The organism is Flavobacterium sp. YO64 (genome assembly GCF_004119505.1).
GTDB lineage: Bacteria > Bacteroidota > Bacteroidia > Flavobacteriales > Flavobacteriaceae > Flavobacterium > Flavobacterium oncorhynchi.
On sequence record NZ_NRQV01000002.1, the window covers coordinates 215,443 to 236,842 of the forward strand.

Annotated in this window: 16 protein-coding genes; 2 read left to right on the forward strand and 14 right to left on the reverse strand. The window is 34.3% G+C overall.

Annotated elements, in window-relative coordinates; translation table 11 throughout:
- Positions 1–136: 136 nt before the first annotated feature.
- Entirely contained in the window at positions 137–613 is a 477-nt protein-coding gene (locus BOW57_RS02310) for a TspO/MBR family protein (RefSeq protein ID WP_129052902.1), read from the forward strand.
- Positions 614–652: 39 nt separating this feature from the next.
- On the opposite strand, the gene BOW57_RS02315 is transcribed toward BOW57_RS02310, so the two are convergent.
- The 14 genes from BOW57_RS02315 to BOW57_RS02380 form a co-directional block, all read right to left on the reverse strand.
- A complete protein-coding gene (locus BOW57_RS02315) occupies positions 653–1,360 on the reverse strand; it encodes a hypothetical protein (protein ID WP_129052903.1) in 708 nt (235 codons plus the stop codon).
- A gap of 6 nt (positions 1,361–1,366) precedes the next feature.
- Complete coding sequence (locus BOW57_RS02320) at positions 1,367–2,119, reverse strand: carboxypeptidase-like regulatory domain-containing protein (protein WP_129052904.1); 753 nt, start codon at positions 2,117–2,119, stop codon at positions 1,367–1,369.
- Between the two features lie 73 nt (positions 2,120–2,192).
- Entirely contained in the window at positions 2,193–2,870 is a 678-nt protein-coding gene (locus tag BOW57_RS02325; protein ID WP_129052905.1) for an MBL fold metallo-hydrolase, read from the reverse strand.
- A 61-nt stretch (positions 2,871–2,931) separates the two neighbouring features.
- Positions 2,932–3,504 carry a Crp/Fnr family transcriptional regulator gene (locus BOW57_RS02330; RefSeq protein ID WP_129052906.1) on the reverse strand — a complete coding sequence of 191 codons (573 nt, stop codon included), beginning with the start codon at positions 3,502–3,504 and terminating at the stop codon, positions 2,932–2,934.
- Positions 3,505–3,507: 3 nt separating this feature from the next.
- Positions 3,508–4,155, reverse strand: coding sequence for an HAD family hydrolase (locus BOW57_RS02335; RefSeq protein WP_129052907.1), 648 nt, complete (start codon positions 4,153–4,155; stop codon positions 3,508–3,510).
- A gap of 6 nt (positions 4,156–4,161) precedes the next feature.
- Positions 4,162–5,370 (reverse strand): NAD(P)/FAD-dependent oxidoreductase, encoded by a 1,209-nt coding sequence (locus tag BOW57_RS02340; protein ID WP_129052908.1) that lies wholly within the window; start codon positions 5,368–5,370, stop codon positions 4,162–4,164.
- A gap of 204 nt (positions 5,371–5,574) precedes the next feature.
- Entirely contained in the window at positions 5,575–6,252 is a 678-nt protein-coding gene (locus BOW57_RS02345; protein ID WP_129052909.1) for a glycerophosphodiester phosphodiesterase family protein, read from the reverse strand.
- A 232-nt stretch (positions 6,253–6,484) separates the two neighbouring features.
- Positions 6,485–8,146, reverse strand: coding sequence for an alpha-amylase family glycosyl hydrolase (locus BOW57_RS02350; protein ID WP_129052910.1), 1,662 nt, complete (start codon positions 8,144–8,146; stop codon positions 6,485–6,487).
- Positions 8,147–8,383: 237 nt separating this feature from the next.
- The gene (locus BOW57_RS02355) at positions 8,384–10,246 is read right to left on the reverse strand and encodes a glycoside hydrolase family 13 protein (protein WP_129052911.1); all 1,863 of its coding nucleotides are present in this window, start codon (positions 10,244–10,246) and stop codon (positions 8,384–8,386) included.
- Positions 10,247–10,388: 142 nt separating this feature from the next.
- Entirely contained in the window at positions 10,389–12,503 is a 2,115-nt protein-coding gene (locus tag BOW57_RS02360; protein ID WP_129052912.1) for a glycoside hydrolase family 97 protein, read from the reverse strand.
- Between the two features lie 27 nt (positions 12,504–12,530).
- Positions 12,531–14,834 carry a glycoside hydrolase family 65 protein gene (locus BOW57_RS02365; protein WP_129052913.1) on the reverse strand — a complete coding sequence of 768 codons (2,304 nt, stop codon included), beginning with the start codon at positions 14,832–14,834 and terminating at the stop codon, positions 12,531–12,533.
- A gap of 80 nt (positions 14,835–14,914) precedes the next feature.
- On the reverse strand, positions 14,915–15,568 hold the full coding sequence (gene pgmB, locus BOW57_RS02370; RefSeq protein ID WP_129052914.1) for a beta-phosphoglucomutase: 654 nt from the start codon (positions 15,566–15,568) through the stop codon (positions 14,915–14,917).
- Between the two features lie 26 nt (positions 15,569–15,594).
- A complete protein-coding gene (locus tag BOW57_RS02375; protein WP_129052915.1) occupies positions 15,595–16,941 on the reverse strand; it encodes an MFS transporter in 1,347 nt (448 codons plus the stop codon).
- A 180-nt stretch (positions 16,942–17,121) separates the two neighbouring features.
- The gene (locus tag BOW57_RS02380; RefSeq protein ID WP_089052497.1) at positions 17,122–18,153 is read right to left on the reverse strand and encodes a LacI family DNA-binding transcriptional regulator; all 1,032 of its coding nucleotides are present in this window, start codon (positions 18,151–18,153) and stop codon (positions 17,122–17,124) included.
- A gap of 236 nt (positions 18,154–18,389) precedes the next feature.
- Here BOW57_RS02380 and BOW57_RS02385 point away from each other — a divergent pair, with 236 nt between their 5' ends.
- On the forward strand, positions 18,390–21,371 hold the full coding sequence (locus tag BOW57_RS02385; RefSeq protein ID WP_129052916.1) for a TonB-dependent receptor: 2,982 nt from the start codon (positions 18,390–18,392) through the stop codon (positions 21,369–21,371).
- Positions 21,372–21,400 lie beyond the last annotated feature (29 nt).

The following is a 21,400-nucleotide window of genomic DNA, read 5'->3' on the forward strand; positions in this document are numbered from 1 at the left end:
GCAAAGATAGTTTTTAAATTTTTTCGTCATATAAGTAATATGAGAAAATATAAATCGGCTTTACTAAAATGAACTTATAGTACTTATATGGTTTAAACTTTTCTTTTGACTATTTTTGAATACAAAATTTAATGAAATGAATAAAATAGTTAAGATTATATTAGCCTTAATCGTTTGTTTGGCAGTGGGATATTCAGCAAGTACGGTAACAAGACCAAGTGTTGAAAGTTGGTATCCAACGATTGTAAAACCAGTTTTTAATCCGCCAAATTGGATTTTTATGCCTGTTTGGACTTTGCTTTACATTTTTATGGCAGTTGCAGCGGGATTAGTTTGGGACAAAATAAAGGAACAAACCGAAAAGGTAAAAACAGCGCTTCTTTTCTTTTTGATTCAATTAACGCTCAATGCAATTTGGTCGTATTTATTCTTCGGATTAAAAAATCCGCTTTTGGCTTTAATCGAGATTGTTCTTTTATGGCTTATGATTTACGAAACGTATTTGAAATTCTCCAAAATCAATAAAATTTCAGGTTATTTATTAATTCCATATTTAGCTTGGGTTGCGTTTGCAACGGTTTTAAATGCTAGTATTTGGTGGTTGAATAAGTAGAATTTTGTTTGAGGTTTCACGTTTATATAATGATTCAACTTACTCAAGTTTCTTAAATTCTTCATTTTTAGCATACAAAAAATCCATAACAGCTAAAACATTTGGATTTTCGAGAAGCGTTTTGGATTTCGGATCTGAGTCGCAAAAATCAATAAAAAGCTCTTTTTCTTCAGGTTTTATTTTGAGATTTTTTAGAAAAAAATCTGAAGGACAAGCAGCAATAACCAGTTTCTTAAAACGGTCGTCGGCAACTTCAATTGTTTTCTTCTGTTTACCTTTTAAAGGGAATGAAACTCGAAGTGCTTCTCTAATTGAATTATCACTAACTCCTGTATTCCAGAATAAATCTTTGTTATTTTTACTAATTAATACATCTGCAACATCATCAGCACTAATCTTAATTTTATCAAATTCGACCTTATTTATTATAACTTCATTCAATTCTTCAGGTCTCAGAACCATCTTAACGAGGAGATTGTTGTTCTCAATATCTTTGGTGGTGATTTTTAATCTAGTAAATAAATAATCTTTCGAATAGAAAATTAAACTATCCTGCATTTTTACCAAAATCGAGAATTCTCCTAATTCATTTGTTCTTGAACTAGTTTGTGCTGTTTTATTAATGACTTCAACATCTTTCAGAGCTAGATTTTGAGAAAGCACTTTTCCGTGAAGCACTTTTTCGGTCTGAGCAATACTAAATTGATAAGTGAAAAAAGAAATTGTGGTAAGTAATTTTAGTTTCATCAAACTTTAGTTTTTAATTTCGGTTTTCAGCTTTTTAAATTCTTCATTTTTTGCATTCAAAAAATCTGTTATAGAAAGGATATTAGGATTTTCTGAAATTATTTTAGATTGAGAATCAGCATCACAAAACTGTAGAAACAATTCTTTTTCTTCTGGCTTTAGTTTTAAATCTTTGTCAAAAAAATCGGGATTTATAGTGTTTCTAATTAGTTGAACAAATTCTATTTTTTTGATTTTTGGTTTAGGTTTTTCATCTTCTTTTTTTAATAGGTAGTAAATTTGCTTGCCGAGATAGACGAAATCGGGAGCATAGGGGTTGGGCCCAAAATCGTGATAACCTTCTATCTTTAATCCTGGTTTCGGTTTGTGCGAATTTAGTTTAATTTGCAATATTTCTTCCTTACTCAGTTTAATTGAGGTAGTTCTCTTGTCTAAAATAACTACTTCATTCAATTCTTCCGCTTTCGGAATCATATCTATGATAAGATTATTGGTTTCGATTTCCTTTGCGGTAATTTTCAACCGTGCGAATAGATAATCTTTAGAGAAGAATAGTAAGCTGTCTTTTGCTTTTACTAGAATCGAGAATTCTCCACGTTCATTTGTTCTTGTACTAGTTTGCGCTGTTTTGTTTATTACTTCAACTTTATTGAGAGGAGAATTATTAGAAATAACTTTTCCCTGAAGTAGTTTTTCGGTTTGGGAAATAGAAATTTGATAAGTCAAAAAAGAAATTGTGGTAAGTAATTTTACTTTCATCTAGTGGTATTTAGTTGAAAGTAAAATTATTAGAATACTCTTAATGAAAACTTACAGAACATGTAAATTCTTGTTAATGTTGCGATTTGAGTTTTCGAACGAATCTTTCTAACTCTCCATTATTTTTTAAAATAGGGCCGTGTCCAAAACAAAGTATTTTAGGTTTTAAAGCCGCTAATTTTAAAATGGATTTTCTATTCGTTTCTTTATCAGAGGTAAATAACTGAGGCGGTTCGTGTAAGCCGACTTTTGTTGTCAAAAGATTCATATTGATCATCACATCACCCACAATTAAAACACCATCACTTTCTCTAAAAAAGGACAAATGTCCGCTGGAATGTCCTGGAGTTTCAATAACTGTGAATCTGCCAATTTTATCGCCTTCTTTTAATATTTCAGAAACGTGATGCCCTTTTCCTGCCCAGAATTGTGTTTGAAATTTCGAAATAAAATGATTCGGATTTGGGTATTCGAAAACAACATTTCCATTTTCTGCAGCTGTCATTTCCGGTTTACTGCATAAAAGAGGAATATTTAGCGTTTCGCAGATTAGTTTACTGCTTCCCTGATGATCTGCATGTGCGTGAGTCAAGGCGTGTTTGGTTATCGTTTTATCTTTTAGAGCTTTTAGAATTATGTGGGCAGAACTTCGAATTCCGGCATCAATCAAAACATCTTCAATTACATAACAATTAATAGCATTTCTTGGAAATAAAGGAATTTGGTAAACGTCTTTGGCAATATTTTTCATTTTCTTGAATTTTAATATTGACAAAGATTTGAATTTGGTTTCTTAATCTACTTGATAAATGTTAAGAAATACTTTGGCGAATTCTACTCAAAGATTCTGGTGTAATTCCGAGAAAGGAAGCGATATAAATTAAAGGTGTTCGCTGAATTATTTTGGCTGGAGCCGATTCCAGAAAAGTAAGATATTTTTCTTTTGCCGGAATCATTTGCAGTTTTAAAACACGATTTGCCATGCATAGATAATTTTGTTCGGCTAAAATTCTTCCAACGCGTTCCCAATTTGGAATTTCGTGATACAGAAACTGCATTTTTTCGAAAGTGATCGAAAGTACTTCGCAATCTTCTATACATTGAATATTTTCAAAAGAAGGAGATTGATTTATAAAACTGGAATACGAAGCGATAAAACCTTCATCGCAGCTTAAATAAGTTGTGATTTCTTTTCCATCTTTCAGATAATAAACTCGTGCTAAGCCTTCAACAATAAAGAAAATCTTATTGCTGATTTTTCGCATTGACGAAAGATATTCTTTAGCATTAAAACTTTCATATTCAAAACAAGAAGCAATCATTTCGATTTCATTTTCAGAAAACGAAGCGATTGATAGTATTTGTTTTTGTAATTCAGCATTCATGATTTATAATATCTCAATTAATTCTGAAGCATTGTTAATAACCAATTTTGCGCCGCTTGTTTTGAGTTCATCTTCGGTTCTGTAACCCCAGGAAACACCAACAGGGAACATATTAGCATTTACTGCCGTTTGCATATCAATATCTGAGTCGCCTACAAACAGAATTTCTTCAGGTTTTAAATTCCAGTTTTTGCTGATTTCTACAGCCTCAAAGGGATTCGGTTTTTTAAGTTCTTCGATGCTTAAACCAACTGCGGTATCAAAATAATTTGGAAATATTTCAGAGGCTATTTTCTTTGTCAATTCATCAGCTTTGTTGGAGAAAACTGCCATTTTGATGTTTTGCGAAGTCAGATTTTCTAATAGTTCGACAATGCCTTCGTATGGTTTGGTTTTCAAAGTACAGATTTCACGGTACTCATTAATCATGCTTTCAAAACAAATTTCGATCTGCTCGTCGGAATTGTTTGTTGAAGGAAGTGCTTTACTAACAAGATTTCGCAAACCGCTTCCGATAAAATATTGATACGTTTCGTAAGTGTGCGTTGGATAATTTAGACTTTCAAGGACTGTATTCATTGCATCTGAAATATCGTGCAGTGAATCGACTAGTGTTCCGTCTAAATCAAAAATAATTCCTTTAAATTTCATTTTGTATTACATATTTTGAGCTAGAATAAACCCGCTTGTCCAGGCATTCTGAAAATTAAAACCTCCGGTGATAGCGTCAATATTTACAATTTCGCCAGCAAAATAAAGGTTTTCATGAATTTTGCTTTCCATTGTTTTAAAGTTGATTTCCTTTAAATCGATTCCGCCCGCGGTTACAAATTCTTCTTTAAAAGTGCTTTTTCCGTTTACTTTAAATTCGGCTTTTGTAAGCTGTGTGGTTAAATTCTGTAATTGAATTTTAGATAAATCCGCCCATTTGGTTTCAACTTCAATACCCGAAGCTAGAACTAAACTTTCCCACAAACGATTCGGAAAGTCAAAAGGAGATTTTTTTGAAACTGCTTTTTTAGCGTGTTCCTGTTTCAAGTCTTTTAGGATCTTTTCTGCATCTTCAAAATCAAGATCATTCAACCAATTGACAAAAATGGTAAACTGATAATTTTTATCATGTAAAATGCGTGCGCCCCAAGCCGAAAGTTTTAGAATCGCCGGCCCGCTCATTCCCCAATGTGTGATTAACAAAGGTCCTGTTGATTCCAGTTTGGTATCTTTTACGTTTACGGTAACTTGTGCGGCAACGCCTGGTAATTCTTTTATTCTAGAATCTTTTATGTTGAAAGTAAATAGGGAAGGAACTGGGCTTACAACAGCATGTCCGTGTTGTTGTAGCATTTCCCATATTTTTGGATTACTTCCTGTTGCCATGACTAATTTTTCGGCAGCATAATTGTCAGTTTGTGTATCGATTTTCCAATGATTTTCTTTTTTGAAAATAGATTGCACGCTTTGTCCAGTCAATACTTTTATCCCTAGTTTTTCGGTTGCTTTTAGGAAACAGTCAATTATGGTTTGAGATGAATTAGAAACAGGAAACATTCTGCCGTCTTCTTCTATTTTTAATTCTACACCATGTTTTTCGAACCATTCGATTGTATCTCCGGAACAAAATTGATGAAAAGGCCCGCGAAGTTCTTTTTCTCCACGAGGATAAAATTTAACCAATTCGTTTGGTTCAAAACAAGCATGAGTAACGTTGCAGCGTCCACCACCGGAAACGCGGACTTTAGAAAGAACTTCTTTTCCTCTTTCTAAAATGGCAATTTTTAGTTTCGGATTTTTCTCTGCAATATTAATTGCGGTAAAAAAACCTGCAGCGCCTCCGCCGACGATGATTATGTCGAAATTTTTGATCATATTTTTTTTGGTTGCCACGAATTATGCGAATTGGCACTAATTTTTTTTGCCACAGATTACATTGATTTATAGGATTTTTTCTTTTCGCCACGAATTACACAAATTTCGACGAATTATTTTATCATGTTGAAATTTGTGAAAATTTGTGTAATTCGTGGCAAACAAATCTGTGCTAATCCTTCAATCTGGGGCTATTTTTTACTTTTATATTTTGTCTGGATTATCAGAGATAATTCCGTTTACTTTATAATTTTTTACTTTTTGAATGTCTTCTTTGCTGTTTACTGTCCAAGGTAAAACGAGAAAACCTTTTTTTTGTATTTCGCTCACATTTTCTGTATTCAATAACTGAAAATCAGGATTAATAGCTTTTGCTTTTATTTTTTCGGCTAAAGCCAAAGCTTTACTTAAATCTTCTTCTGTTAAAACACCAATCGGGATATTTGGATTTAGGTTTGAAGTTTCCTGCAGCATATTCCAATCAAAACTTGAAATGATGAAATTATTGTAATTCCAGTTTTTTTCTGAAATATATTCTTCAATTAATGCAACAACTTTATTGGGAGTTGCCAAACCTTTTAATTCGATATTGATGAGACATTTTTTATCAACCAGATCAAAAACCTCATTTAAAGTTGGGATTTGGTATTTCCCATCAATTAAAAATGATTTTAACTCAGCTAAAGAAAACGAATTTACTAAACCTTTTCCGTTTGTTGTTCTGTCAATGGTTTCGTCATGAATTACAATAATTTGTTCGTCAGAAGATAAATGAACATCTAACTCAATTCCATCTGAATTTAGGTCTAAGGCTTTTTGGAAAGCTTGTAAAGTATTTTCAGGTTCGTAGGCTTTGGCACCTCGATGTGCAATTTTGAGCATTTTGCAGTGTTTTTTTCTAACCGCAAAGGTCGCAAAGTTTTACGCAATCCCGATAGCTATCGGGAGCAAATATTATAAAAAAAATTAGCCACAGATTATAGGGATTAAACTGATTTTGAAATCTGTGATAAATTATGTCTCTCGCAGATTTAGCAGATTCGGCAGATTCGGCAGATTTTATTAAAATTATCTGCTCAATCTCCTAAATCTGCGAGAGAAAAAAATATTTATTTTAAATCTCTTCTAATAAAGCAATATCAAAATCATTGTCTATAATTACTTTTCCATCAATAACTTCAACATTTTGATTTGAATAAGCGTCTTTTAGTTTTGTTCCGTTTGGGAAGATATCGCCAATAGGAAGTTCTTTTTTGCCTTTTGGTAGATCAACGCCCATAATTACTTTATCTGTAAAAGTACCTTTTGTAAATGTTCTGGAGAAAGTATAAGGATATGGATTAATCAGTTTGTGAACGCCTGCACCAACAGCAGGATGGTTTCGTCTAAACTGTCCTAATTTCTGCCAATGTACAAGTGTTTTCTGCGTTTCAGTATTGTTCTGAATATCATCCCAATTCATATTCGAACGTAAAGTTGCATCGCCCTGCGTTCCTTCAATAATTAAAGACCGTGCCGATTCATCTCCATAATAAACTTGTGACATGCCTGGAGAAAGTAGTAGTTTATTGGCGGTTTCGATGCTTTTTGTTCGGTTCGCATCAAAAGGTTGTCCGTCGTCGTGAGAAGACATGTAATTAAGTACAGAATATCCTTTTAGGTCATTGTTTAAAGCATTCGAATATTTCGAAAATAACCCTTCATAATCGTTTTGTGCCGCGTTCCATTTGAATTCAAAGTTGATCATGCTGTTGAAACCATTTCGGAAATAATTAACTTTTCTATCTCCAAAATCATAATCCTGCCCGCCGCTGATTCCGTAACCGTAAACTTCCGCAATCGTGTAAAACGGATTTTGATCTAAAACTTCTTTTGGATGGTTTTTCTTCCATGTTTCAAAAGCGTAATCACATTCTTTTTTGAAATCTGCCCAAACGTTTTCATCAGTATGTTTTACGGTATCTCCACGATAACCATCAACTCCAAATTCAAGAATATAATCTGTAAGCCATTTTATAATGTAATATTTTGGTGTTTTTGGATAACCAGTTCTTTTAAAAAAATCATTTAATGAAGTAATTTCTTTTTCATAGCGTCCTTCTTTTTTCCATTTTTCGATTAAGAAAGAAGGCAATTCAACTTCTTGTACACTTTCAGTTCTTACATCTGGAAGATTATCAACCAAAGTACACATTGTTGTATTTTCGAACGATTTGTAATCACAGACAACACCAGTTCTAACCCAGTCTGAAGGCCAAACAGGATCTTCTGGAGTTACTGGTCCGGTGTGATTTATTACACCGTCAAGAATTATTCGGATCCCTTTTTCATGTGCTTTTTTGACTAGTTTTGCCAAGTCTTCTTTTGTTCCAAAGTTTGGATCGAGAGCTGTCCAGTCTTTTGCCCAATAGCCATGATAGCCGTAACTAAGGCCAGTTCCTTCATCAACGCCGTCGTGAATTTGTTCTACAATCGGCGTCAGCCAAATGGCATTTATTCCTAGTTTTTCAAAATATCCTGATTCGATTTTTTTGGTAATTCCGATGATGTCGCCGCCTTCAAATCCGCGGAGTTTTCCGGGAGTTTTGGTTCGGTTAAAATTGACATCGTTTGAAGTATCTCCGTTGTAAAAACGATCTGTAAGTAAAAAATAAACATTTGCTCCTTCCCAAACGAAAGGTGTTTTTGAAGTATTATTCATTGTAACTGATTTTGAGCCAGAACAACTCATTGTTAAGTATACTAAAGATAAAAAAAGGAAAGTGTATTTTTTCATTATTTTAGAATATTTTAGGATGGATTGTGTTGAAAAAAATAGCCACAGATTAAAGGATTTAAAAAGATTTTTTTTCGTTTGCCACGAATTGCACTAATTTCCACGAATTAATTTATCATTTTAAATTTGTGAAAATTAGTGCAATTCGCGGCGAATAAATCTGTGTTAATCGAATAAATCTGTGGCAAAAAATATTGCAAATCTTGCGCTTGTTCTTGTGAACTTTACGGTTAAGTCTTATTCCAATTCTAAAACCAAAGCAGATTTTGGGTCTAAAGTAATTTCAGAAGCTAAATCGAATGTTTTTCCTGAAATAACATCTTTACCAGATTTGTAGTTTTTGATGCTTTCTTTAAAGCGGTTTGTTTTTACAACTTGCTCTTTTGCATTGTTATTGAAAACTATCATTACGGTTTTAGTATCTGTATATCTAAAATAAACGTACGTATTATTCTCCGGAATATAATGCGTCATTTTTCCGAAATGAACTGCTTCGTTTGTTTTTCTCCAGTTGAATAATTTTGAACTGAAATCAAAATAAGCAGCTTGTTCTGCAGTTCTTCCTTCTTTTGTGAAAGCATTGTTTTTGTCGCCAGCCCATCCGCCTGGGAAATCCTGACGAATATCGGCATCTCCGCCTTTACCTTTATCACCGCCCATTCCGATTTCTGAACCATAATAGATTTGCGGAATTCCGCGAACTGTTGCCAATAAAGTTATCGCCAGTTTGTATTTTGGTAAATCATATTTAAAGTTATGATTTAAACGGTCTGTGTCATGATTTTCGGCAAAAACTAAAAGATTATTGGTGTTTGGATATAAAAAGTCCATTGCAAAATTGTTGTAGAATTTAATCAATCCGCTGTCCCAGTTTGGTGTGTCTTCATTGAAAGCAGAAGCAATCTGACTTTGAAGCGTAAAGTCCATTACACTTGGAAGATTTGAATTATAGTTTTCAATAGCACCAATTTTACTGTCTTTCTGCCAAAAAGCTAAATTCGCTTGATTGTGCATCCAGATTTCGCCCACAATATTAAAATTCGGGTATTCATTTGTAATTGATTTTGCCCATTCTGCCATGGCAGTTTTATCCGAATAATTATAGGTATCCACTCTAAATCCGTCAAGATTTGCAAATTCAATCCACCAAATTGCATTTTGAGTTAAGTATTTTGCAACAAGAGGATTTCTTAAATTCAAATCTGGCATTGAGGGTACAAACCATCCATCAACACAAACTTCCTGATCGATTTTTGAAGCGTGAATATCTGTAATTACTTCGCGTCTATGATGCGTTTGTGTGAAAGTTTCGAATTGATTAAACCATGTTTTGGTCGGAATATCTTTCATCATCCAGTGCGTAATTCCCCAATGATTGGTCACATAATCCATAACCAGTTTCATGTTCTTTTTGTGCATTTCTGCAGAAAGACGAGCGTAATCGTCGTTTGTTCCGTAACGCGGATCGATTTTATAAACATCAGATTGCCCGTAAGTATGATACGAATGTTGTTTGTCGTTGTCTTCGCATAGAGGCGTGCTCCAAATTGTAGTGGCACCAAGGGACGAAATGTAATCTAAGTTTTTGATAATTCCTTCGATATCTCCTCCGTGACGTCCGCTTGGATCTTGACGGTTTCCTTTTTCAGTTAGTGAAGTGTTGCTGTCGTTTTTAGGATTTCCGTTTGCAAAACGATCAGGCATGATTAAATAAATCAAATCCGATGCATCGTAACTTTTTCTTTCTGCTGAATTGGCTCTTCTTTCTTTAAGCGCATATTTCTGAGTAAAAGCGACTTTATTATTGTTTTTGAAAGAGAAAACCAATTCAGATGCTTTGATATTTTGCGTATCAATTGTTACGAAAAGGTAATTTGGATTTTCTGTTTTCTCAACGTTTTTAATCACAACATTATTAGAAACAGAAGCTTCGTATTGTGCAATATTTTTTCCGTAGAACATAATTTGAAGCTCTGCGTTTTTCATTCCAGCGTACCAAAACGGAGGTTCTACTTTTTGGATTTGCGCTTTCGCGGAAGCGGAAAACAACAAAACCATTAAAAGTAATTTATAGATTAGTGATGTTTTTTGGTTTTTCATAGTCATAATAATTATTCTAATTGTCAGTCCAAGCGAAGTCGAGAACCTATGTGGCATCTCGACTTCGCTCGATGTGACAAAAAGTTGTTGATTAAAAAAAAGACAAGTAATCTTGGGGGAGAGTTACTTGCCTTTTAAAGAATTATTTGGTTTCTATAATGCTTATTGCATAACCTCCGCCTGGAGCAGAAAGCTGCGATAATTTTGATTTGCTTGTTACAGCAATTTTCTTGATTGTATAAGCTTGCGGATTTGTTTTGTAATGCGCATCTTTTGCATCAGCATAAATAGTTGCTGTGTATTTTTTTCCTTTTTCAAGGAAACTGAAATCGATGTTTGACGTGCGTGGAGTTTCGCCATTTACATTTCCAACGAACCAGTTGTTTGTTCCTTTTGCTTTACGGGCAACTGTGATGAAATCTCCTGGCTCAGCTTCAATATATTTACTTTCTGACCAGTCTACCGCCACATCTTTAATGAATTGGAATGCATCTGGAAAACGGTTATAGTTTTCCGGAGTATCAGCAGCCATTTGTAACGGACTGTACATAGTAACGTATAATGCTAATTGGTTTGCGATTGTGCTGTTTACATGCGATTTGTTATCAGGATTCATTTTGCTGATATCCATTTCAAAGATTCCCGGAGTATAATCCATTGGACCTCCAATTAAACGTGTAAATGGTAAAACGGTAACGTGATTTGGTTTAGAACCTCCAAAAGCTTGGTATTCTGTTCCTCTTGCTGCTTCGTTTCCAATTAAGTTTGGATACGTTCTCGCAATTCCTGTTGGACGAACTGCTTCGTGAGCGTTCACCATAATTTTATAATCAGCTGCTTTTTCGATAGCGTATTGATAATGGTTTACAATCCATTGGTTGTAGTGGTTTTCACCTCTAGGTAAAATATCACCTACGTAACCGCTTTTTACAGCATCATATCCGTTATCGTTCATGAATTTGTAAGCTGCATCCATGTGGCGCTCGTAGTTACGAACTGAACCTGATGTTTCATGGTGCATAATGATTTTTACTCCTTTAGACTTTGCGTAAGCATGCAGCCCTTTTACATCAAAATCTGGATAAGGTGTTACGAAATCAAAAACATAATCTTTTGAATGTCCAAACCAGTCTTCCCAGCCTTCGTTCCAACCTTCAACTAAAACGGCGTCGAAACCATTTGCAGCAGCAAAGTCAATGTATTTTTTTACGTTCGCATTGTTTGCTCCGTGCGTTCCGTTTGGTTTTGCTTTTGAGAAATCAGAAACTCCCAATTGAACTGTAGGGAAATCGTTTGTATATGACCAAGAGCTTTTTCCTGTAATCATTTCCCACCAAACACCAATATATTTTACTGGTTTAATCCAAGAAGTATTCTCAATTTTTGATGGATCGTTTAAGTTATAAGTCATTTTTGAAGCTAAGATTTCTCTAGCATCATCGCTCACCATAATAGTTCTCCAAGGCGAGTGACTTGGCGCCTGCATATAACCTTTGTCTCCTTTTGCATCTGGTGTTAACCAAGAAGTAAAAGTCAAGTTTTTATCATCTAAATTCAAGTGCATACAAGAATAGTTGATCAAAGCCGCTTCGTGCAAGTTGATGTAGATTCCGTCGTTTGTTTTTAACATCAAAGAAGTTTGAACTCCTGTTGGAGAAAAGTTCTTTTGCGAAACATTTGCTGTATAAGCTTTTTGAGATAAACCTCTAATTTCAGATAATTTCGATTTTGTGTAATCGTATTCCTGAGTATCATAATCTCCTGGAATCCAGAAAGCAGTATGATCTCCGGTCATTGCAAATTGAGATCTTTCTTCTTTAATTACAAAATAAGTTAGATTCTTTTGCGCTGGGAATTCATATCTGAATCCTAAACCGTCTTCAAATAAACGGAAACGAATTACGATTTGTCTGTCTGTTCCTTTTTGATTTAAAGTAACAGCCAGTTCATTATAATGATTTCTGATGTGATCTACTTCTCCCCAAACTGGTTTCCAAGTTTCATCAAAAGTTGAAGTTTTAGTATCAACAACTGTAAAGTCATTCAATAAAGATTTTTTATCATCTTTAAGTTCAAGACCTAATTTGCTGGTTTTTACAACTTCTTTGTTTTTGTATTTTAAATTGTACGTTGGAGTTCCGTCGTTTTGAAGAGAAAATTCCATTACGAACTTGCCTTCGGGTGATTTTAATTGTTGTGCTTCTGCAATTGAGCTAAAAGCAAACAAGATTAAACTTGCGAAAAATAAGTTTTTCATGTTTTTTAGATTTTAGAGTATTGTAATTTAATTAATTTGTACAAATTTATTTGCAGTTATAGGATTTCCGTTAACTACAATTGTTAAATCTTGATCGCCATCTACAGTAAAAGTGGTTTTATCGTGATTTACAGCTACTTTTAGAACTTGATTTCTAAAGTTAATTTTAAAAGAGTAGCCTTTCCATTCTTTTGGAATTTTTGGAGAGAAATGCAATTGATTATTTTTCACTCTCATTCCGCCAAAACCTTCCACAATACTCATCCAAGTTCCTGCCATTGACGTGATGTGACAACCTTCCTCAACTTCTTTGTTGTAATCATCAAGATCTAAACGAGATGTTCTTAAATAAAATGTATATGCCATATCCATTTTGTCTAAAACAGCAGCTTGAATTGAATGTACACAAGGCGAAAGAGAACTTTCGTGAACGGTAAATGATTCATAGAAATCAAAGTTTCGTTCTAATTCTTCTCGTGAAAAATGATCTTCGAAGAAATAGAAACATTGTAAAACGTCGGCCTGTTTAATGTATGGCGAACGTAAAACGCGATCCCAAGACCATTTTTGGTTAATTGGACGTTGTGATTTATCTAAATCTTTTACAGGAACTAAATCTTTGTCTAAGAAACCGTCTTGCTGTAAATAAACGCCAAGTTCTTCCGAAATTGGAAAATACATATCATCGGCAACTTTTTTCCATTTTTTAATTTCTTCTGAAGAAAGATTCACTTTTTCAAGAACGCGTTTGTGATCTGCAGGATATTCTGAAGCCACTTTTTCAATTTGTTCTGCAGCAAAATCAATACACCATTTTGCAATATAATTGGTGTAGAAATTATTGTTGATGTTGTTTTCGTATTCGTTTGGTCCTGTAACTCCCAATATTACATATTGATTTTTATCTTTTGAAAAAGAAGCTCTTTGGTGCCAGAAACGCGCAATTCCAATTAAAACTTCTAATCCTTTTTCTGGAATATAAGAGTAATCGCCAGTGTAACGGTAATAGTTGTAAATCGCAAAAGCAATCGCTCCATTTCGGTGGATTTCTTCGTGTGTGATTTCCCATTCATTGTGACATTCTTCGCCATTCATGGTAACCATTGGGTACAATGCAGCGCCGTTTTTGAAGCCTAAATTGTCTGTAGCATTTTCAATCGCTTTATCCAATTGATTGAAACGGTAAGTCAATAAGTTTCTCGCAACTTGCTGATCTTTTGTCGCCATGTAAAACGGAATACAATAAGCCTCAGTATCCCAATAAGTTGATCCACCGTATTTTTCTCCAGTGAAACCTTTTGGTCCAATGTTTAATCGGCTGTCTTTTCCTGAATAGGTTTGGTTTAATTGAAAGATATTGAAACGGATTCCCTGCTGTGCTTTTACATCGCCTTCGATTGTAATATCTGACATTTCCCAAATTTTAGCCCAAGCTTCAATTTGATTTTGAAGCAAAGCATCATATCCTGAATTTATAGCTGATTTTATTACTTTTTCGGCTGCTGCCAAAGTATTTTCATGGTTTAGAGAAACGGTATATCCACCAATTTTTTGGATTGATGAGGTTTGTCCTTTTGCAATAATTGTTCCGTAAGTGTACTGAACTTTATCTGCCGTTGAATCGATTGTAGATGGCGAAACATTGATGTTTTCTCCGTTTGCCAAAATCGTATTGTGCATGAAAGTCGTAACTTTAAAATGCGTTTTGAACGTTTGTGCGGTTACAAAAGCTTCGTTTGTACCTTTTTTAACTTCAAGCGGTTCCCAGAATTTTTCTTCCCAGTTGGCATCTTCATTGGTTACACCAGCATCAACGTAAGGTTTATAAACGATTTTTGCATCTTTATTTAAAGGTGTAATATCATATTTGATAACTCCTGCTTCGTCTAAATCTAAGGAAAGGAAACGACGAACGTTTACTGCGATTTCAGTCCCGTTTTTTAGAACTGCTTCAAAAGAACGATTGTACCAACCTTCTTTCATATTCAATTCTCTGCGGAAGTTTCTAACTTCGGTACATGTGTTTAAATCAAGATTTTCTTCGTTGATTTCAATGTCAATTCCTATCCAGTTTGGAGCGTTTAATACTTTGGCAAAATATTTCGGATATCCGTTTTTCCACCAGCCTACTTTTGTTTTGTCTGGATAATAAATCCCGGCAATGTAACTTCCTTGAAAAGTTTCTGCTGAATATGTTTCTTCAAAATTGGCGCGTTGTCCCATAGCACCATTTCCGATACTAAAGAGACTTTCAGACGATTTGACTCTTTCGGCATCAAATCCTTCTTCTATAATTGACCAATTATCTGGTTTTATATAATCTTGGTTCATTTGTTTTTAATTTGATAATTCAGTTAATTAGAAAATGAGATAATTACGCGATTTCGGAAATTATCTAATTGACACATTTTCTAATTGATTAATTTTTCTATAAAGCTTGTTTCGATTTGGGTAAAATCTTTAAAAATGAAATCAGCTTCATGCAAAATTGTTTCCTCACCAATTCCCACGCTTACCATTTCGCCTATGTTTGCTGCCTGAATTCCAGCAACAGAATCTTCAAATACGATTGAGTCTTTTGGATTAATGTTTAATAATTGAGCCGCTTTTAAGAATACTTCAGGATCTGGTTTTGCATTGGTAACGTCATTTCCGTCAACAATAACATCGAAGTAAGACAGGATTCCTGTTTTTTCTAAAATTGGTCTTGCATTTTTACTGGCAGAGCCCAATGCAATTCCTTGGTTTTTATCTTTTAATAGTTTTAGAATTTTTAAAACTCCTGGAAGAATCTCACTTTCATCCATGTCTACTAAATAAGAAAGATAATCTTCATTTTTTTGAATCAGCCATTTGTCTTTGTCTTCCTGTGAAGCCTGAACATTTCCTAATCCAAGTATAATATCTAACGAACGAACACGGCTCACGCCTTTAAGAAGTTCGTTGTCTTCATGTGTAAAATTTATATTTAACGATTTGGCAATTTTCTGCCATGCCAAAAAGTGGTATTTAGCGGTATCAACGATTACTCCGTCAAGATCGAATATGAAGGCTTTTTTGTTCATTTTAAAGGAAATTCTTCTTTATGATTTTAAATAGTGTCGTCTACATCTTTTACTTTGTAGACTAAAAGAGCGGCAATTAAAAAACTTACTCCGCTGGTAATTAAGGCATAAATGGCATCGCCATTGTAAAGATATTTTACAATTGGACCACCAATTAATGCGTTTACAATTTGTGGGATAACAACAAAAAAGTTGAAGATTCCCATGTAAACTCCCATCTTTTTTGGAGCAATAGATCCTGCAAGAATTGCATAAGGCATTGCTAGAATACTCGCCCATGCAACTCCAATTAAAATCATTGGCAATACAACCCAGTCTTCATTTGGCATAAAATAAATAGAGATTAAACCTATTCCTCCAATGATTAATGATACAGCGTGAGTTGATTTTCGCCCGATTTTTTTTGCGATGTACGGTAAGAAAAACAAAGCGACAAGAGCAGAAACTAAGTTGTAAACGCCAAATAGAATTCCGACCCAATCGCCAGCATCTTGATATTGTTGGCTTGAAGTGTCAGTTAATGGTAATCCGTAAATATGATGAGCGATTGCCGGAGTTGTAAAAACCCACATTCCGAATAATCCAAACCAAGAAAAAAACTGTACCCAGCTCAGCTGACGCATTGTAGTTGGCATTTTTGCGAAGTCAGTAAAAATATCTGTAAGTTTTGATTTTTCTTCAGAATCAGAAGTTACGTCATTTTGAGGATCTTCAAATTTGGATAATTCTTCGGGCGAATATTCTTTTGTTGTGAATAAGGTTACTAAGATTGAACCAATTAAAACTGCGGCACCAATAATAAATGACAAAGTAAGGTTTAATGGAACGCTTCCTGGGACTGTACTGTTTGGTATATGAAACCATTTTGTTAAAACATAAGGCAGTGCGGAACCAATTACGGCTCCAAAACCGATCAATGAAGTTTGAATACTAAATCCTGCTGTGCGCTGATCTGTTCTTAAATTATCACCAACAAGTGCGCGAAATGGCTCCATAGCAATGTTGAAAGAGGCATCCATAATCATTAACATTCCGGCTCCAACCCATAAAGCGGGTAAAACGGAAATAAAAATATTGGCCTGCGGCATTAAAATTAATCCTACCGAAGCTAAAATTGCACCTACTAAAAAGAAAGGTTTTCGTCTGCCGAATTTTCCCCAAGTTTTGTCGCTGTAGTGACCAATAACAGGCTGTACTATTAATCCCATAAGAGGAGCAATAATCCAGAACCATGATAATTCATGTACATCGGCACCAAAAATTTGAAGAATTCTGCTGGCATTTGCATTTTGAAGTGCAAATCCCATTTGTATTCCTAAGAAACCGAAACTCATGTTCCAAATTTCCCAGAAACTTAATTTACGCTTTTCCATTATCGTAATTAAAGAATTAATTAGACGATAAGCGCTTTGCTTATCAAAACTTACTGTTTTTTTCGAAGTAAAAGTAAAAGCTTTGAGCAGGCGTAAAAGTATTAATTATTTTTTTAAATATGCTAACAAAAAAGCCATAAATATTTTTTATGGCTTTAGAAAGGGTTGATTTTAAGAATTTTAGTCAGTAGATTCTCGTTCTATTAAATGTGTTTCGATAACTTCAGTAGTGTAATTTTCATTTTCTTCGTCGTCATCATCGTGTTCGGCTTCGAGTCTTTCGATCAGCATTTTAGCTGCTTTATTTCCCATTTTTTCGCCGCTTTGACTTACTGTTGTAATACTTGGAGTGGAGTATTTTGAAATGATTCCGTCTGTAAAAGCGATTACCGCTAAATCTTCAGGGATTTTTAATCCCATTTTAGAAGCGGTTTTAATAATAGTTACGGCAAAAAGTTCGTTTACCGCAAAAACAGCATCAAAAGCTCTGTCGTGCAAAAGCTGGCTGATGGTAATTTCGCACGTATCTACATCTTCAATTTTAATAATTAAATCTTCATTGAAAGGAATTCCGTTATCTCGAAGCGCTTTTTCGTAACCGTCGGTTCTTAGTTTTCCAACACTTACATAATCGACTGTAGTAACTAATGCAATCTTTTTTCTTCCGTTATCAATTAAACTTTGAACGGCTTCATATGCAGCAGCTTTATCATCAATAATAACTTTATCGCATAAAATATCGTTAGTAACACGGTCAAACATTACCACTGGCATTCCTTGATTGATGACTTCGGTGATGTGATGAAAGTCGCCTTTGAACTGTGTTTCTTTAGACAGCGACATGATAAAACCATCGATACTTCCGTTGGCTAACATTTCCATATTTAAAACTTCTTTATCGAAAGAATCATCAGATAAACAGATCACAACGCTGTAACCATGTTCGTTAGCCACTTGTTCGATTCCGTTAATTACGGTAGAGAAAAAATGATGTACAATTTCCGGAATGATAATACCAATACTTTTGGTTTTTCGATTTTTTAAACTAAGGGCAATATTGTTGGGTTTATAGTTGTAAAACTTTGCAAATGCCTGCACTTTTAAGCGTGTTTCTTCGCCTATTTCAAGACTGTTTCTTAGTGATTTAGAGACAGTTGAAATGGATACGTCGAGTTCCTTTGCAATTTGTTTTAGTGTTATTTTACGTTTCATAGTACTTATTTGAAAAAAATCTAATTGACAATAAAGGTGAATAATATTTTTGGGATTGACAATTTTTGACTTAAAAGATTACAAAAAATAGAAAGTTTTCAACACTACCACGTTTTCGTAAACCAATTAAAAATGCCTCTTGTTGAGCGTGTTAATTAATTCCTAATTTTGAAATTCGAAGTAAAAATAAAAACTTAACTAACAATCAAAAACTCAAACTAATTTAAACAAAAAGTATGAAAACAATTTACAAAAAGTTGTTATTTTTATTCCTATTGTTGCCATTTACGGTGCTAGCTCAAAGCACTTTAAGTGGGACTGTTGTCGATAAAGCAACAGGTCAGCCAATACCAGGAGTAAACGTAAATGTACAAGGTGCTCCGAATGGTGCATCGACAGGATTTGATGGTAATTACCAATTACCTAATGTTAAAAGCGGAAGCAAAATTTCTGTTTCTTTCATTGGATACAAAACTCAAATTCTTGATTATAATGGACAAAAAACATTAAATGTTTCTTTAGAAGAAGATACTAATCAGCTTAAAGAAGTTGTAGTACAAGTAGGTTACGGTACTGTTAAGAAAAAAGACGCAACAGGATCTGTTTCTCAAATTTCGGCTAAAGAATTCAATAAAGGAATTAACGTTACTCCAGAGAGTTTAATCAGCGGTCGTATTGCTGGTGTAAATGTTATTACAGGAGGTGCTCCAGGGGCTAAAGCGGATATTAGAATTCGTGGAGGATCTTCGTTAAGTGCATCAAATGAGCCATTAATTGTAGTTGATGGACTTCCTATGAGTAATGCGGTTCCAAGCGGATCAACTAGTATTTTGTCTACAATTGATCCTAATGATATCGAATCTTTTACAATATTGAAAGATGCTTCTGCAGCTGCAATTTACGGTTCTAGAGCTGCAAATGGTGTAATTGTAATTACTACTAAAAAAGGAACAAAAGGCGGTGTAAAAGTTAACTTTAATTCTCAAGTAGGTATTAATACTGTTGCTAATACAGTAGATGTTTTAAGCGGAGATCAATATCGTGCTTTAGTAAATGAAAAAGGAACTGCTGCTCAAAAGGCTTTATTGGGTACAGCAAATACTGATTGGCAAGATGAGATTTTCCGTACTGCTTTAACAACAAACAATAATATCTCTGTAAGCGGTTCATTGTTTAATAAATTGCCAGTACGTTTATCTGTTGGAAATGTAGATACTCCTGGAATCTTAAGAAACACTTCTTTTGAAAGAACAACGACATCGTTATCGTTAAATCCAGTTTTATTTGATAATCATTTAAAAATTGACATTACAGGAAATTTAGCTTTTGGAAAAAATCAATTTCAAGATGAAGGACCAGTAATCAGCAGTGCTATTATATTTGATCCAACTCAGTCGGTTTACCAAGCAGGTTCTCGTTACGGAGGTTATTTTGAATGGTTGGAAGCAAATGGAAATGTACCATTGTTACCAGCAAGAAACCCTGTTGCAAGATTGAATCAAGATGAGCGTAGAGCAACTTCTACTAGAAAATGGGGTAATATTAGATTAGATTATAAATTTCATTTCTTCGAAGATTTAAGAATTGTTGCTGAAGCAGGTATCGATAAATTTGATAGTAATGGTTATACAAGAGTGAGTACTGAAAGTATTACAGGATATCAACCGACAACATTTGATAAAGGAAACTGGACTAATTTAGGAGGATATACAGGTTATACAGACAGCCGTCAAAATAAAAACTTAAATACTTATTTTAACTATACTAAAGATTTAGGTAAATTTAAAATTGATGCTACTGCTGGGTATAACTACCAATTGTTTCAACGTGAGGGGTATAACTCTGGCGATGTCATGAGACCAAATCCGCCTTCAGATGTTACTACGGATCCAGATGTTAACTTACAATCGTATTTCGGACGTTTGAATTTAGGATACGACAGCAGATACTTGTTGACAGTAAATTATAGAAGAGATGGAACTTCGCGTTTCTCTAAGGAAAACAGATGGGGTAATTTTGCCGGAGGTGCTTTTGCATGGAATGTAGCTGAAGAAGATTTCTTAAAGGACAACGGGACTTTGTCAAGTTTAAAATTAAGAGTTGGATACGGAACTACAGGACAGCAAGATATTCCGCCTGCATACGACTATTTACGTCGTGTAACTTTAGGAACGCTTAATACTCAATATGTTTTTAACGGTGTTATTTCTAAAGCGGCAAGACCAGAAGGATATAATGAAGATATAAAATGGGAAGATTTAGCCGAGATGAATCTTGGAATAGATTTTGGATTTCTTAATGAAAGAATAACAGGGTCTGTTAATTATTTTGATAAAAAATCGAGTGATTTATTAGCAAATATTCCTGTGCCGGATGGTGCAAACATCAGAAATCAAGGTTACAGCAATATTGGTAGTGTAAGAACAAAAGGGGTGGAGTTCAGCCTTCAGTCTGACATTATTAAAAATGACAAACTAACTTGGAATGTTGCTGTTAATGCCACTTATATTGATCAAAAAATCTCTGATTTAGGAACTACTGTTCCAGGATTTCAAGGATACTTAACAGGAGATAATATTGCTGGGGGAACAGGAAACCAAGTGTTGATTCATTCTGAAGGGTTTGCACCAAATTCATTCTTTGTATTTGAACAATTATACGATGCAAACAAACGTCCTATTCAAGGTGCGTATGCTGACAGAAATGGCGACGGTGCTATTACTGATGCGGATCGTTATATCTATCATAAGCCAACTGCAGATTATACTTTTGGATTATTTTCTACTTTGAATTACAAAAACTTCGATTTCACAATGAACTGGAGAGCTAGTTTAGGAAATTACATTTTTGATAACGTAAGTTCTGACAAAGGATATTTACAAGCAGGTTTAAGAAGAGACTCTGATTTGGCTAACATTACTACAGATTATTTTAATACTGGATTTACTACTGAAAGTAACTCTAATGGAACACAGCGTAACTATTCAAATTACTTCGTAAAAGACGCTTCTTTTATTAAGTTGGATAACATCGTATTTGGGTACACTATTAATAAGAAAGTATTAAAAGCGGCAACGTTGAGATTTACTGCTGGAGTTCAAAATGTTTTTGTTCTTACGAAATACAATGGTTTAGATCCTGAGAAATTCAACGGAATTGACAATAACGTTTATCCAAGAGCTAGAACATTCTTGTTTGGAGTAAATGCGAATTTCTAATAGTACATTGAAAATTAAAATTTAAAAAA